Consider the following 15,862-nt stretch of genomic DNA (forward strand, 5'->3'; position numbering starts at 1 on the left):
CATATCGCCACAGATTCACCCCTGTGGGCAGGTCACCCGCAAACGCACCATCTTGGGTACCCGACACGCGGACGCACCGCCTTTGGGCGCATAGGCTGTCGCCGGCTGTGGGTGCACCGGCTGTGGGTGCACCGGCTGTGGGTGCACCGGCTGCGGGTGCTTCGGCTGCAGATGCTTCGGCTGTGGATGCCTCGGCTGTGCATGAGTCACGATGAATGCATGGCATGCGGATGCGCCGGCTGTGGAGGAATCGCGCGTGGACGCATTGCCTGTAGGTCCGTACAGACAGCGGTGTCGCCTGCGGATGTGCCGCCTGTGGATATATCACCCGCCGCGGGCATATCACCGGAACCGCCGCCACGGAAGGTCACCGTGATGCGAAGCTCAACCGTGAACGAGCAGCCACGCACCGAGCACCGCGCTCACGATCGCGAACGGGATCGACACGAGGTGAAACGGCAGCCACATCCGCGGCTCCTTTGCGAGCCGCACGGCGATCAGGTTCGCGAGCGACCCGATCGCCACGCCGAACCCGCCGACCGACACACCGAACGCCAGCGCGCGCCAGTCTTGCGTGAATTCCGACAGCAGGATCGCGGCCGGCACGTTGCTGATGCCTTGCGACAGCCCCGCGCCGGCAATGAACACGCGTAGCGGCGAGTCGAGGCGCGCGCCTGCGATCGCGTCATGCACCGCAGGCAGCGCGGCCGCGCTGCGCAGCACGACGAACATCAGCACGAAAATCAGCAGCAGCAGCCAGTCGATCTTCAGCACGGCGTCGCGTCGCACGACGAGCAGCACGACAGCAACCGCGATCAGGCCCGGCAACGCATGGTGCGCGTCGGCGAGCAGCACGAACGCGGCGAACAGCGCGCCCGCGACAAGTGCCTGCATGCGCCGCACGGGCAACGCGACGACATCGCCGGACAGGTCGAGCGGCTTGGCGCGAAACGCGCAGGCGGTCACCGCGAGCAGCAGCGCCATCAGCGCAATCGCCAGCGGGCCGAGCGTGAGCACGAAGCGGCCGAACGACACGCCGCTCAACTGCCACAGGAACAGGTTCTGCGGATTGCCGAGCGGCGTCGCGACCGACCCCGCGTTGACGGCCAGCGCGACGACGATCACGAGCCGCCGGAACGGCAGCGGCGCCAGCGCACGCAACGACACCATCAACGGGACGACGACAAACAGCGCGACGTCATTGGTGAGCCACATCGCGAGCGCAGCGGCGAACACGACGAGCAGCATCGCAAGCGCGCGCTCGGAATGCACGTGATGCACGATGCGATGCGCAAGCCACATCAGGCACCCGGAAAGCTCGAGCGCCTTCGTCAGCATCAGCAGGCCCGCGAGCGTCGCGACCGTCTGCCAGTCGACGCGATTCACAAGCACTGCGAATGGTTGCGGATGCAACCATTGCAGGAGAATGAGACCGATGGCCAGCACGGACAGCACAGGTTCCTGCGCGAGCCAGCCGAACCACCGGCGCATTGCCGGTGCGCCCGAATTGTCCATCGGTACCGCCTCGTTACTCTTCTGCCGTCACGTTGCCGCGCAGGCGCGCAAGGATGCCCTCGAGCGCATCGAGGTTGCCGAAATCGATCATCACCTGCCCCCGCCCGCGGCGGCCAAGCTTGATTTTCACCGTCGACGCCAGCAGGTCGGACAGCTCTTCTTCAAGACGGCGCGTGTCGCGGCCGCCATCGTCCTTCGCGCGCGCCTTGACCGCCGGCGCTTCCTTCGTCGTCTGCGTGACGAGCTTTTCGGTCTCGCGAACCGACATCCGCTTGTTGACGACCTGGTGCGCGAGCGTGATCTGCGTCGCGGCATCGACCGCGAGCAGCGCGCGCGCATGGCCCATGTCGAGATCGCCGGCGAGCAGCATCGTCTGCACCGGTGCAGCGAGATTCAGCAGGCGCAGCAGGTTCGACACCGCGCTGCGCGAGCGGCCGACCGATTCGGCCGCCTGCTCGTGCGTGAAATGGAATTCGTCGAGCAGGCGCTGGATGCCGTGCGCCTCTTCGAGCGGATTCAGGTCTTCGCGCTGGATGTTCTCGATCAGCGCCATCGCAGCGGCGGCCTGATCCGACACATCCTTCACCAGCACCGGCACTTCGTCGAGACCAGCGAGTCGCGCCGCACGGAAACGCCGCTCACCGGCGATGATCTCGTATTTATCTGATGAAATGGGCCGCACGAGAATCGGCTGCATCACGCCCTGTGCGCGAATGCTTGCCGCCAGCTCCTGCAGGCTGCCCTCGTCCATCCGCGTCCGCGGCTGATACTTGCCGGCCTGCAGCTTCGCCAGTGCGAGCGTGTTCGGTGCGCCCTCGATCTTCACCGCTTCGGTGATGTCGGCGCTGCCACCTAGCAGCGCTTCGAGGCCACGCCCCAACCCTTTCTTCTTTGGCACCGCGTTCATGTCTTTCTTCCTCGCTTCGCTCGTGTCCGGATCACGCATCGAATGTGCGCACGCGCTCGATCATCTCGGCGCCGAACTGGAGATAGGCTTGCGCACCACGCGAACTGCGGTCGAACACGACACCGGGCAGACCGTAGCTCGGCGCTTCGGCCAGACGGACGTTACGCGGAATCACCGCGTCGAACACCTTGTCGCCGAAGTGCGCCTTCAGTTGATCGGAAACCTGCTGTTGCAGCGTGATGCGCGGATCGAACATCACCCGCAGCAACCCGATGATCTTCAGGTCGCGGTTCATGTTCGCGTGCACCTGCTTGATCGTGTTGACGAGATCCGACAGACCCTCGAGCGCGAAGTATTCGCACTGCATCGGAATCACGACACCGTGCGCCGCGCACAGGCCGTTCAGCGTCAGCAGCGACAGCGTCGGCGGACAGTCGATCAGCACGAAGTCGTAATCGTCGGCAACGCGTTCGAGCGCCGCCTTCAATTGACGCTCGCGATTCTCGATGCCGATCAGTTCGATTTCCGCGCCGGACAGCTCACGGTTCGCAGGCAGTACGTCGTACGTCACCGATTCGGGGCGCACGCGCGCGTCCGCGACCGATAAGCCGTCGACCAGCACCTCGTACACGGTCGACTCGACGCCAGCCTTGTCGATCCCGCTGCCCATCGTCGCGTTGCCCTGCGGGTCGAGGTCAATCAGCAGGACGCGTTGCTCATGCGCTGCCAGGCTTGCGGCGAGATTGACCGTTGTCGTCGTCTTGCCGACGCCCCCCTTCTGGTTCGCAACGCAGAAGATCTTTGCCATCGTTGATGTGTTCCTCGTACCTTCAAACAATCGGCGCGCCGCTCGGCGCGCCATCAAATCGCGTCGTCGACGGTGACTTCGATCAGATGCCGTTCGGCATCGAGCATCGGCACCGCCAGCCGAATGGTCTGCTTCACGTGACTGCCGCCGGGCAGCCGTGCAATCTCGTCGTCCGGGTGCACGCCCTTCATTGCCCAGATCGCACCGCCCGGCGCAACCAGATGTCGAGCAAGTTTAACGAAGTCGGAGAGGTCCGCGAAAGCGCGCGAAACGATTACATCGAATTTTTTCTGCACGTCGACGCCAGGCTGCAGCGTTTCCACGCGCCCGGTGACGACCGACAGGTTCGCGAGCTTCAGCTCGGCCCGGGTCTGCGTCTGGAAAGCGGATTTCTTGTGGACGATGTCGTTCAGCGTGACCTGCCAGTCCGGCTGGACGATCGCCAGCACGATGCCCGGCAAACCGCCGCCCGAACCGACGTCGAGCACGCGCGCCGATGCACGGCCGCGCAGATGAGGAACGATCGACAGCGAATCGAGGATGTGCTGGATCAGCATCTGCTGCGGATCGCGAATCGCGGTCAGGTTGTAGACCGCGTTCCACTTCGCCAGCAGCGCGACATAGTCGAGCAGCTGGTTTCGCTGGGTATCCGTCAGCGCGACGTCAAGCGTGTTGGCGCCGTCGACGAGCATCCGCTCCAGTACATCCCGATTAACCGCCGGCGCGCGACGCGCCGTCATTGTTGCGTCGGGACACTGCTGTCCCCCTGCTCCACGGCCGCGTCTGCGGCACCGTTGCGGCGGCCGAGGCCGCGGCGCTTCAGGTGCACCATCAGCAGCGAGATCGCCGCCGGTGTCACACCCGAAATACGCGACGCCTGCCCGATCGTTTCCGGTCGGAACTGATTCAGCTTCTGGCTCACCTCAAACGACAGCCCGCGCACTTCGCGGTAGTCGATGCCGTCCGGCAGACGTGTGTTTTCGTTCGCATCGTTGCGCTCGATCTCGCTCGCCTGGCGATCGATGTAGCCCTGATACTTGATGCCGATTTCGACCTGCTCCTTGATCTGCGCAAGCAGGACCGGATCGTCGGCCAGCGACTCCGCCGGACCGCACTCGCCGCCCTTCAGGCCGCACACGCCGTCATAGTTGACGCCGGGCCGACGCAGCAGTTCAGCCAGACTGTATTCGTGATCGATCGCCTTGCCGAGCAGTGCGACCGCCTCGTCGGCCGGCAGCGTCTTCGGTGTGACCCACGTCGACTTCAGGCGCTCGGTTTCACGTGAAACAGCGTCGCGCTTCCGGCAGAATGCGTCCCAGCGCACGTCGTCCACCAGACCCAGCTCGCGGCCGACTTCGGTCAGGCGCATGTCCGCGTTGTCTTCTCGCAGGCTCAGCCGGTACTCCGCGCGGCTCGTGAACATCCGGTACGGCTCGGCGACGCCACGCGTCACCAGATCGTCGACCAGCACGCCCATATAAGCCTGGTCACGGCGCGGGCACCAGGCGTCCTTCTCCTGCACGTACAGGCCCGCATTCACGCCCGCCAGCAAGCCCTGCGCCGCCGCTTCTTCGTAACCCGTCGTCCCGTTGATCTGGCCCGCAAAAAACAGACCGTTGATCGCCTTGGTCTCCAGCGACGCCTTCAGTGCCCGCGGATCGAAGTAGTCGTACTCGATTGCGTAGCCCGGGCGCAGGATATGCGCCTGTTCGAGGCCGCGCATCGAATGCACGAGCTCGAGCTGCACGTCGAACGGCAGGCTCGTCGAGATCCCGTTCGGATAGAACTCATTGGTCGTCAGCCCTTCCGGCTCGAGGAAGATCTGGTGCGATTCCTTGGACGCGAAACGGTGGATCTTGTCCTCGATCGACGGGCAGTAACGCGGCCCGACACCTTCGATCACGCCTGTATACATCGGCGAGCGGTCGAGGCCGCCGCGGATGATGTCGTGCGTGCGCTCGTTCGTATGCGTGACCCAGCACGGCATCTGCTGCGGATGCTGCTCCGCTCGGCCCAGGAACGAGAACACAGGAACCGGATCGAGATCGCCCGGCTGCTCTTCCAGCTTCGAGAAGTCGATCGAACGGCCGTCGATACGAGGCGGTGTCCCGGTCTTCAGCCGCCCTTGCGGCAGCTTCAGCTCCTTCAGACGCGAGGACAGCGTCACAGCCGCCGGATCCCCTGCTCGCCCACCAGTGTAGTTGTTCAGGCCGACGTGGATCTTGCCGTCGAGGAAGGTCCCGGCGGTCAACACCACAGCACGCGCGCGAAAACGGATGCCGATCTGTGTGACGGCGCCCACCACACGGTCCCCTTCGACCATCAGATCGTCGACCGCTTGCTGGAACAACCACAGGTTCGGCTGATTCTCGAGTCGGCGACGGATCGCCGCCTTGTACAGGATGCGGTCAGCCTGTGCGCGCGTCGCGCGCACGGCCGGGCCCTTCGACGAATTGAGGATCCGGAACTGGATCCCGCCCTCATCCGTCGCTGCGGCCATTGCGCCGCCCAACGCATCGACTTCCTTGACCAGATGGCCCTTGCCAATGCCGCCGATCGACGGATTGCAGCTCATCTGCCCGAGGGTTTCGATGTTGTGAGTCAGCAGCAGCGTCTTCACGCCCATGCGGGCGGACGCCAAAGCGGCCTCGGTGCCGGCGTGACCGCCGCCGACGACGATGACGTCAAATTCTGTGGGATAAAGCATGGTGGATTCCGTACGCAGGACGGCGCACGAACCTATCTGAGAAATGTATGGGCCGAATTATAGCGGGTTCGCTTTTCGCCCGAAGGTCGTCCGAATGGAAGGGTCAGTTCATTTCGCCGATTTTTCCCGGTCGATCGGCGAATCTGTGCTGCCCAACCCGCTCCAGTGACGCGTCCGCGGGTGTACGGGATACCGTTGGCGCTGTGCAATGAGCATGCACGGGAAGCCGCCCTGTGGACAAGCAACTATCCACACCCGATCAGGACAAAGGTCCGGCAACGGCACCTGTGTGAGCCGCATCCGCCCCTTTTCACAGGATTTCCGATCGTTCGTCCGGCACTTATCCCCACGCTGTGTAGTCGTGACAGCAGCGCCTGCCACCATCACTTCCCGGCCGCGGCCTGCATCGATGCGCCCCACCCAAAAAACAAAAACGGCGTGTTTCACGTGAAACACGCCGCCCGTTTCCCGCCGATCACGCCACTCAAGCCGTCTTCTTCGCCAGCCCGAGGTACGTTTCGATCACGCGCGGATTCTGCGCAAGCTCGCTCGCCGGCCCTTCCAGCGCAAACTCCCCCGTTTCGAGTACATAGCCGTAGTCGGAGATCTGCAGTGCCGCCCGCGCGTTCTGCTCGATCAGCAGCGTCGCCACGCCGGTGCCCCGCAGCGCGCTGATGATATGAAAAATCTCCTTCACGATCAGCGGTGCAAGGCCCAGGCTCGGCTCGTCGAGCATCAGCAGGTCGGGCTTGCCCATCAGCGCCCGCCCCACCGCCAGCATCTGGCGTTCGCCGCCGGACAGCGTACCGGCCGCCTGATTGCGTCGCTCCTTCAGCCGCGGAAACAGCGCGAACACGTGATCGAGCTGGTCGAGGAAGTTCGCTACGCCCGCCTGCTTGCGCCGATAAGCGCCGAGTACGAGGTTGTCCTCGACCGACATCGTGCCGAACAGCTCGCGCTTTTCCGGCACGAGGCACATGCCGCGCGCGACGCGCTGCTCGATCGGCAGCGCGCCAACATCGGTGCCGCGATACACGATCGCGCCCGCCGCGTGCCCGGTCACCGGCAACGCCCCCATGATCGCGTTCAGCAGCGTCGATTTGCCGGCCCCATTGGGCCCGATCACGCTGACGATCTGGCCCGCGCCGACCTTGATCGCCGCGCCGTGCAGCGCTTCCACCTTGCCGTACCGGACTGCGAGCCCGTGCACGTCGAGAATCGGCGTCGTTGTGTCCGTCATCATTCCACCCCGCCCAGATAGGCTTCGAGTACTGCCGGGTCCTGCTGCACGTCCTGTGGCAGCCCTTCCGCGATCCGCGTGCCGAACTCCATTACCACCAGCCGATCGGTGAGATTCATCACGAAATCCATGTCGTGCTCGACAAGCAGCACGCTCATCCCTTCCGCCTTCAGCCGCCGCAGCAGGTCCGCCAGTTGCTGCTTCTCCTTGTAGCGTAGCCCGGCGGCCGGCTCGTCGAGCAGCAGCAGCGTCGGATCGCAGCACAGCGCGCGGGCAATTTCGAGAATCCGCTGCTGGCCGAGCGCGAGACTCCCCGCTTCGTCATACATGTGGTTCTCGAGGCCGACGCGACGGATCTGGCGCGCCGCCTCGGCCAGCAACTGCGCCTCCTCGTGCGCGTTGAGCCGCGCGATGCTGCGCCAGACGCCGGTCGTGCCGCGCAGATGCGCGCCGAGCGCGACGTTTTCCAGCACCGTCATCCCGGGCAGCAGCTTCACGTGCTGGAACGTGCGGCCGATCCCTCGCCGCACGATCTCGCGCGACGTCAGGCCGTCGATCCGCTCGCCGCGGAACGTGATCGTGCCGCCCGTCGGCTTCAGCACGCCCGTCACGAGGTTGAACGTGGTCGACTTGCCGGCGCCGTTCGGCCCGATCAGGCCGATGATCTGCCCTGCGTTGACCTCGAAGCTCACGTCGTTGACGGCCACGAGCCCGCCGAACTGCTTGCGCGCGTTGTCGACGACGAGCAGCGTCTCGCCGGTGGCCGGCTTGGTGCGCTGCGGCAACGGATCGGCGTCATGCGGCACGTGCGCTCGCGGTCCACGTGGAAACAGTCTCGCGACGAACGGCCAGACGCCCTGCCGCGCGTACTGCAGCAGCAGCACCATCACGACGCCGAACACGATGATCTCGAAGTTGCCTTCGGCGCCGAGCAGCTTCGGCAGCAGCGTCTGCAGATAGTCCTGCAGCACGGTGAGGATCGCCGCGCCGAGCACCGCGCCCCACACATGCGCGACGCCGCCGACCACCGCCATGAACAGGAATTCGATCCCGTGGTTCAGGCCGAACGGTGTCGGGTTCACCGCACGCTGCAGGTGCGCGTACAGGAAGCCCGAAATCGCCGCGAGCACCGCCGCGTAGACGAAGATCACGACCCGCATCCACGCGGTGTTCACGCCCATCGCCTCGGCCATCACGCCGCCACCGCGCAGTGCGCGAATCGCACGGCCCGGCCGGCTGTTCAGCAGGTTCTGCACGGACAGGATCGCCGCCAGCACGACGGCCCAGATCAGGAAATACAGGCTGCGTCCGCTGTCGAGCACGATGCCGAACAGGTTCAGCGCCGGAATGCCGTTGATCCCGTCGTACTTGCCGAGCAGCTCGAGATTGCCGAACAGGTAGAACAGCGCGAGCCCCCACGCGATCGTGCCGAGCGGCAGGAAGTGCCCCGACAGCCGCATCGTCACCGCGCCCAGCACGAGCGCGACGAGCCCCGTCAGCACGACGCCGGCGATCAGCGCGAGCCAGGGCGATACACCATAGGCCGTCGTCAGGTACGCGGTCGCATACGCGCCGATCCCGACGAACGCCGCCTGCCCGAAGCTCGTCATCCCGCCGACGCCCGTCAGCAGCACGAGCCCGATCGCGACGATCGCATCGAGGCCGATGTAGTTCAGCAGCGTGATCCAGTATTCGGGCACCCGCAGTACGCCGGGCAGCACCGGCAGCGCGAACAGCACCACGAGAAACAGCCAGAACGTCTTGTTGCGCACCAATGTCTTCATCGGGTCACTCCTCGTCCTCTTCCGTGTGCGGCGTCGCGAAACTACGCCACAGCAGCACCGGAATGATCAGCGTGAACACGATCACCTCCTTGTAGGCGCTCGCCCAGAACGACGAATACGATTCGAGCACGCCGACGAGCAGCGAGCCGGCCGCCGCGAGCGGATAGCTGACGAGCCCGCCGATGATCGCGCCGACGAAGCCCTTCAGGCCGATCAGGAAGCCCGAGTCGTAGTAGATCGTCGTCAGCGGACCGACGAGGATGCCGGACAGCACACCGAGCGCTGCCGCGAGCGTGAACGCGAGCCGCCCCGCTTCCGTCGTGCCGATGCCGACGAGCCGCGCGCCGAGCCGGTTCACCGACGTCGCGCGCAGCGCCTTGCCGGCGATCGTGCGGCCGAAGTACAGGTAGAGCGCCGCGATCATCACGAACGCGGTGACGACCACCAGGATGCTCTGCAGCGACACCGTCAGGCTCCCGATCGACAGCGACGCATCCGAGAACGCATTGGTGCGCGACCCTTCGGCGCCGAACATCACGAGCCCGAGGCCGACCATCGCGAAATGCACGGCGACCGACACGATCAGCAGCAGCAACGTCGTCGCCTCGGCGATCGGCTGGTACGCGAGGCGGTACACGAACGGCCCCATCGGCACGACGATCGCGAGCGTCAGCGCGATCTGCGCGAGCATCGGCAGCGGCTGCGAGGCGACGCCGCGCGTGACCGCGAGCACCGCAAGCGGCAACAGCACGTAGCGGCTCCCGAGCGTCGTCAGCGTGCGGCCGAGCTGGTGGCGCCGCTCGCGATGCCGGAGCAGGCCGCCGACTTCGACCACGAAGCACGCGATGCCCATCACGAACAGCAGCCAGCAGGTGGCGGGAAATTTCTGCGCCTGCAACGCGGCCAGCGTCAGCGCACCGTAGGCGACGAACTCGCCCTGGGGAATGAAGATCACTCGCGTGACGGAAAACACCAGTACGAGCGCCAGCGACAGCAATGCATAAATGGCGCCGGTCGTGATGCCGTCTTGCGCGAGGATCGCCGCAATCGAGAGATCCATACGTTTCGTGTATCGAGAAGGCTGCGGGAGGAACGGCGATCGCCGGACGGCGGAACGCGGGCCGGGATGCCATGCGGCACGACGCGGTGCGCGCACGCACGATCGATTGAATCACCGTTCACGGGATGCGTGATGACCGCCACGCACGGTCACCGGCGGACGGCGCGCAGCGCCCTTCACGACGCGCGCGCCTGCCCCATTCACGTGGAACTCACTCGGCCTGCAGCTTCCACTTGCCGTCGACGATCTGCACCATCACGCGTGCGCGCGTATCGAAGCCGTTGTGATCGGTCTGCGTCATGTTGATCACGCCGTGCGATACGGGCAGATCCTTCACGTTCTCGAGCGACGCGCGCAACGCTTCGCGGAACGCCTCGGTGCCCGGCTGCCCCTTCTTCAGCGCATCGGGAATCGCGCGCTGCAGCAGTTGCCCCGCGTCCCACGCATGGCCGCCGAACGTCGACACCGAGCCGGCGCCGTACGCCTTCTCGTAGGCCGCCCGGTACGCCTGCGACGGCTTCTTCACCGGGTTCGAATCCGGCAACTGGTCGGTCACGAGCACGGGGCCCGCCGGCAGGATCTCGCCTTCGCAATCCTTGCCGCACACGCGCAGGAAGTCGTTGTTCGCGACGCCGTGGGTCTGGTACACCTTGCCCTTGTAGCCGCGCTCCTTCAGCGTCTTCGCGGGCAACGCCGCCGGCGTGCCGGAGCCGCCGATCAGCACCGCGTCGGGGTTCGAGCCGATCAGCTTCAGCACCTGCCCCATCACCGACGCATCGGTGCGGTTAAAGCGCTCGTTCGACACGATCTTGATCCCGTTTGCGGCGGCGGCCGCACTGAACGCGCTGAACCAGCTGTCGCCGTATGCGTCGGCGAAGCCGATGAAGCCCACCGTCTTCACGCCGTGCTTCGCCATATAGCCGGCAATCGCGTCGGCCATCAGCCGGTCGTTCTGCGGCACCTTGAACATCCATGCGCGCTTCGCGTCCATCGGCGAAATGATCTGCGCGCTCGCCGCGAGCGAAATCGCCGGCGTCTTGCCCTGCGACACGGGGTCGAGCATCGCGAGCGAGTTCGGCGTGACCGACGAACCGATGATCGCGTCGACGTGGTCCTCGTCGATCAGCTTGCGCACGTTCTGCACCGCGCGGCTCGTGTCGGACGCGTCGTCGAGCACGATGTACTGCACGCTCTTGCCCGCGATTTCCTTCGGCAGCAGCGCGATCGTGTTCTTTTCCGGGATGCCGAGCGACGCGGCCGGCCCGGTGGCTGACAGCGTCACGCCGATCTTCACCTGCGCCGACGCGCTCGCCGCCGCACACACGAGGCCCGCGGCGAGCACGGCCTCCATCCATCGATTCATTTTCATCAAGTGTCTCCAAACGCTGCTCGAAAAATCCTCGGGGGCGCTCGGGCGGCGCCCGCTCTCCAAACAAGTTAATAATTTAACTATCCGGCATGACCGCGCCTACGCTCGTTTTCCCGTGAAACGCCGCTGGCCTGCGCCGCACCGCTCGCGGCCCGGGCAGCCCAACCCGGCGCGGCGCACCGCAGGCCGCTCGCCGGTCGTTGTGCACGAAACAGAAGTCGGGGACGTACGCAACGATCTGCGGACGGCGTGTCGCCAGCATGAATGTGCGGGGATCGTGACAGGGACAGGCCCAGAGCAGCGCCATTGCGCCGCCGGGCCGTCAGGCGGCCCGTGCATGAAGCACGGCGGCAGAATTGTTCGACGAAAAACGGGACGCTCATGCGTGTCGCGCGCCCGCCAGTTCGACATGGATCAGAATCGCGCGAGTCGCCCCCAGCGACCGTTTCAGGACGCGCAGGCGGGCTCCGGAGCCCGTCACGCAGCCCGATGAGGCAGCAACCGTCGCAGACGTCCTGGCGCCGGTCACCGTGCCCGTCCGCACGCGTCGCAATGCGTCGGCGGCCCCTGCCGCCACCCCGACTCCGATCCGCCGTGCTGCGCTTTTCATCCAACCGTACTCCCTCTTCTGCATTCTGCTTGTAGGAGAACTGCCGACCGTATTCCCGACCGCTCGGTCGGTGAAAGGCGAGTGTAACGGACGCCTTCTGCGCGCGCCAACCGGGTAAGCCCGAAGCAGGCACGGGTTCGCGACGTGACGCGATCGCAAGACGAAAAAACGAAAAAACGAAAAAACGAAAAAACGAAAAAGCGAAAAAGCGAGAAAGCGAGAAAGCGAGAAAGCGAGAAAGCGAGAAAGCGAGAAAGCGAAAAAGCGAGAAAGCGGAAGAGACAGTGCGCCGGACGGCGACCGCAGGAAGGAACGCGTCGCCGGCGGATGCACCATCGGCAGGAAAACGCGCACACAAATGAAAAAGCGCTGTTGGATTCCGTCCAACAGCGCTTTGGGTCCGGGCACTTTGTGCCTCGATTGTCTCCTCGTTCTCCACCTGCAAAAATCGTTTCGCGGTGCATCAGAACTGAGACGAAGATTAAAGGAGCTTTCACACTGCGGCAACTTAGCATTTACCCCTATGGTGCATTGCCGCACGAAAATGGGGCAGCAAAACACTCCGCAACGCCGGCCGGAAGGCGCGTCGATGCGCCCGCAACCATCGTCCGATGGTGCTGCGCATCAATCAAGAGGCCCTCAGCGGCTTGTACCGCGCGATCATTTCGCCAACGATCCCGCGCCGGAACGCGAGCACGCACGCGATGAAGATCAGCCCCGTGACGATCGTCGCCGACTCGCCGAGCGAGTGGAACCAGCCGATGCCGGTCACCGACGCGAGCCATTCGCCGATATCGCCGAGCCGGTCCTCGAGCGCGACGATCAGCGCCGCGCCCAGCAGCGGGCCGAACAGCGTGCCCATCCCGCCGACCAGCGTCATCAGCACGACGAGGCCCGACATCGTCCAGTACGCGTCCGAGAGCGTCTCGAAGCCGAGCACCAGCACCTTCAGCGATCCGGCGAGCCCCGCGAGCCCCGCCGACAGGATGAACGCGAGCAGCTTGAAGCGGTCGGTGTCGTAGCCGAGCGAGATCGCGCGCGCCTCGTTCTCCTTGATCGCGACGAGCACCTGGCCGAACGGCGAATGGACGACCCGCACGATGAACGCGCACGCGGCGACGATCACCGCAAGCACGATGTAGTACAGCGTGAGGTCGGAAGACAGGTCGAGCACGCCGAACAGCCGGCCGCGCGGCACGCCCTGCAGGCCGTCCTCGCCGTGCGTGAACGGCGCCTGCAGGTAGATGAAATAGACCATCTGCGCGAACGCGAGCGTGATCATCGCGAAGTAGATCCCCTGCCGGCGGATCGCGAACAAGCCGACGACGAGCCCGAGCAGCGTCGCCGCGGCGGTGCCCGCGAGCACGCCGAGCTCCGGCGTCGCGCCGAGCGTCTGCATCGAATAGCCGGTCAGGTAGCCGGCGGTCGCGAGGAACATCGCATGGCCGAACGACAGCAGCCCCGTATAGCCGATCAGCAGGTTGAACGCGGCGGCGAACAGCGCGAACGCGAGCACCTTCATCACGAACAGCGGGTACGCGCCGATGAACGGCGCGGCCAGCAGTGCGGCGAGCAGCACGCCGTAGAGCACTTTTCTCTGCATCATTTTTCCTTGCCGAAGAGGCCCGCCGGACGGATCAGCAGCACGATCGCCATGATCACGAACACGACCGTCGCCGACGCCTCCGGATAGAACACCCGCGTAAAGCCCTCGATCACGCCGAGCAACAGGCCCGTCAGGATCGAACCGAGGATCGAGCCCATGCCGCCGATCACGACCACCGCGAACACCGTGATGATCATCGGCTGGCCCATCAGCGGCGAGACCTGGATCACCGGCGCGGCCAGCACGCCCGCGAATGCGGCGAGCGCGACGCCGAAGCCGTAGGTGAGCGTGATCATCATCGGCACGTTCACCCCGAACGCCTCGACGAGCTTCGGATTCTCGGTGCCCGCGCGCAGGTATGCGCCGAGGCGCGTCTTCTCGATCACGAACCACGTCACGAGGCACACCGCGAGCGACGCGACGACGACCCACGCACGGTAGTTCGGCAGGAACATGAAGCCGAGATTGGTCGCGCCGGCAAGCTGCGACGGCACGTCGTACGGCTGGCCGGACGAGCCGTAGATCGAGCGGAACACGCCTTCGACGACGAGCGTGAGGCCGAACGTCAGCAACAGCCCGTACAGGTGGTCGAGCTTGTACAGCCAGCGCAGCATCGAGCGCTCGATGACGATCCCGAACGCGCCGACGACGAGCGGTGCGAGCACCAGCATCGCCCAGTACGGCAGCCCGAAATACGACAGGCCCATCCACGCGAGCATCGCACCGAGCATGAACAGCGCGCCGTGTGCGAAGTTGATCACGTTGAGCAGCCCGAAGATCACCGCGAGCCCGAGGCTCAGGATCGCGTAGAACGAGCCGTTGACGAGCCCGAGCAACAGCTGGCTCAGCATCGCCGGCAACGGAATGCCAAAGATTTCCATCGATTCTGCCGTCAGAGTGAGGTTCGTTGCGCGCGCAACCAATGTGCTGCCCGCGCGCGCACGGGCAGCGGCGCGGGCGATCCGGAATCCGGCCGCCCCACCCTGCCCGCTGCCGCGGCGCGCATCAGGCCGCGCGCCGCGGCAGCGCGCTTACTTCCACATCGCGCAGCGCGTTTCCTGCTTCGTCGTGAATGCCTGTTCGCCCGGAATCGTCGCGAGCACCTTGTAGTAATCCCACGGCTCCTTCGATTCGGACGGCTTCTTCACCTCCATCAGATACATGTCGTGGATCATGCTGCCGTCCGCGCGGATGTAGCCCTTCGCGTAGAAATCGTTGATCTTCATCTTCTTCAGCTCGGCCATCACCTTGTCGGAGTCGGTCGTGCCGGCCGCCTGCACGGCCTTCAGGTACGTCGTCACCGACGAATAGTCGGCTGCCTGCAGGCTCGACGGCATCTTCTTCATCTTGCCGAAGTAGCGCTGCGCCCACTGGCGCGACGCCGGGTCGCGGTTCCAGTACCAGCTGTCGGTCAGCACGAGGCCCTGCGTCGTCTCGAGGCCGAGGCTGTGCACGTCGTCGATGAACATCAGCAGCGCGGCGAGCTTCATCGTCTTCGTGATGCCGAATTCCTTCGCGGCCTTGATCGCATTGATCGTGTCGCCGCCCGCATTCGCGAGGCCGAGGATCTGCGCCTTCGACGACTGCGCCTGCAGCAGGAACGACGAGAAGTCCGACGCCGACAGCGGGTGCCGCACGTAGCCGAGCACCTGCCCGCCGTTTGCCTTCACGACGTCCGACGTATTCTTCTCGAGCGCCTTGCCGAACGCGTAGTCGGCGGTCAGGAAGAACCACGACTTGCCGCCCTGCTTCACCACGGCCGAGCCGGTGCCCTTCGCGAGCGCCATCGTGTCGTACGCGTAGTGAACCGTGTACGGCGTGCACTGCTCGTTCGTCAGCGTGTCCGCGCCCGCGCCGATGTTGATGTAGACCTTCTTCTTCTCCGCCGCGACCTGGTTCATCGCCAGCGCCGTCCCCGAATTCGTGCCGCCGACGAGCAGGTCGAGCCCGCCGCGATCCATCCATTCGCGCGCCTTCGACGCCGCGATGTCCGCCTTGTTCTGGTGATCGGCGTACACGACCTCGATCGGCTTGCCGAGCACCTTGCCGCCGAAATCGGCGACCGCCATGCGGATCGCCTCGAGGCCGCCCTGGCCGTCGATGTCCGCGTAAAGCCCCGACATGTCGGTGATGAAACCGATCTTCACGGTGTCCGCGGCCTGCGCGGCGCCGGCGGTGAACGCGGCGGCCGCAAGCGCGAAACAGGCGCGTGCGAGGGTCTTCATTTTCATTGACGTCTCCTGTTCTTCTGATGCG

At 65.3% G+C, this 15,862-nt stretch carries 12 protein-coding genes; all 12 read right to left on the minus strand.

What is annotated here, in order from left to right:
- Positions 1 to 384: 384 nt before the first annotated feature.
- The 12 genes from ACV229_RS05140 to ACV229_RS05195 all read right to left on the minus strand — a co-directional run bounded on the left by ACV229_RS05140 (position 385) and on the right by ACV229_RS05195 (position 15,837).
- Positions 385 to 1,515: an SLC13 family permease gene (locus ACV229_RS05140; RefSeq protein ID WP_448082044.1), complete on the minus strand. Its 1,131-nt coding sequence runs from the start codon at positions 1,513 to 1,515 to the stop codon at positions 385 to 387.
- A 13-nt stretch (positions 1,516 to 1,528) separates the two neighbouring features.
- Positions 1,529 to 2,422 carry a ParB/RepB/Spo0J family partition protein gene (locus ACV229_RS05145; protein WP_448082045.1) on the minus strand — a complete coding sequence of 298 codons (894 nt, stop codon included), beginning with the start codon at positions 2,420 to 2,422 and terminating at the stop codon, positions 1,529 to 1,531.
- Between the two features lie 31 nt (positions 2,423 to 2,453).
- The gene (locus ACV229_RS05150; RefSeq protein ID WP_448079652.1) at positions 2,454 to 3,230 is read right to left on the minus strand and encodes a ParA family protein; all 777 of its coding nucleotides are present in this window, start codon (positions 3,228 to 3,230) and stop codon (positions 2,454 to 2,456) included.
- A 53-nt stretch (positions 3,231 to 3,283) separates the two neighbouring features.
- Complete coding sequence (rsmG, locus tag ACV229_RS05155; RefSeq protein ID WP_448082046.1) at positions 3,284 to 3,970, minus strand: 16S rRNA (guanine(527)-N(7))-methyltransferase RsmG; 687 nt, start codon at positions 3,968 to 3,970, stop codon at positions 3,284 to 3,286.
- The gene (mnmG, locus tag ACV229_RS05160) at positions 3,967 to 5,937 is read right to left on the minus strand and encodes a tRNA uridine-5-carboxymethylaminomethyl(34) synthesis enzyme MnmG (RefSeq protein WP_448082047.1); all 1,971 of its coding nucleotides are present in this window, start codon (positions 5,935 to 5,937) and stop codon (positions 3,967 to 3,969) included. Before mnmG ends, rsmG begins: the two co-directional genes overlap by 4 nt.
- Before the next feature lie 484 nt (positions 5,938 to 6,421).
- On the minus strand, positions 6,422 to 7,177 hold the full coding sequence (locus ACV229_RS05165; RefSeq protein WP_448082312.1) for an ABC transporter ATP-binding protein: 756 nt from the start codon (positions 7,175 to 7,177) through the stop codon (positions 6,422 to 6,424).
- Positions 7,177 to 8,961, minus strand: coding sequence for a branched-chain amino acid ABC transporter ATP-binding protein/permease (locus tag ACV229_RS05170; protein ID WP_448082048.1), 1,785 nt, complete (start codon positions 8,959 to 8,961; stop codon positions 7,177 to 7,179). The genes ACV229_RS05165 and ACV229_RS05170 overlap by 1 nt, the downstream gene beginning before the upstream one ends.
- Before the next feature lie 4 nt (positions 8,962 to 8,965).
- Positions 8,966 to 10,021: a branched-chain amino acid ABC transporter permease gene (locus ACV229_RS05175; protein WP_448082049.1), complete on the minus strand. Its 1,056-nt coding sequence runs from the start codon at positions 10,019 to 10,021 to the stop codon at positions 8,966 to 8,968.
- Positions 10,022 to 10,232: 211 nt separating this feature from the next.
- Positions 10,233 to 11,390, minus strand: coding sequence for an ABC transporter substrate-binding protein (locus ACV229_RS05180; protein WP_448082050.1), 1,158 nt, complete (start codon positions 11,388 to 11,390; stop codon positions 10,233 to 10,235).
- A gap of 1,238 nt (positions 11,391 to 12,628) precedes the next feature.
- Entirely contained in the window at positions 12,629 to 13,603 is a 975-nt protein-coding gene (locus tag ACV229_RS05185; RefSeq protein WP_448082051.1) for a branched-chain amino acid ABC transporter permease, read from the minus strand.
- Positions 13,603 to 14,487 (minus strand): branched-chain amino acid ABC transporter permease, encoded by an 885-nt coding sequence (locus tag ACV229_RS05190; protein WP_448082052.1) that lies wholly within the window; start codon positions 14,485 to 14,487, stop codon positions 13,603 to 13,605. Before ACV229_RS05190 ends, ACV229_RS05185 begins: the two co-directional genes overlap by 1 nt.
- 150 nt (positions 14,488 to 14,637) lie before the next feature.
- Positions 14,638 to 15,837: an ABC transporter substrate-binding protein gene (locus ACV229_RS05195; RefSeq protein WP_448082053.1), complete on the minus strand. Its 1,200-nt coding sequence runs from the start codon at positions 15,835 to 15,837 to the stop codon at positions 14,638 to 14,640.
- Positions 15,838 to 15,862 lie beyond the last annotated feature (25 nt).

Source organism: Burkholderia sp. MR1-5-21, assembly GCF_053427715.1.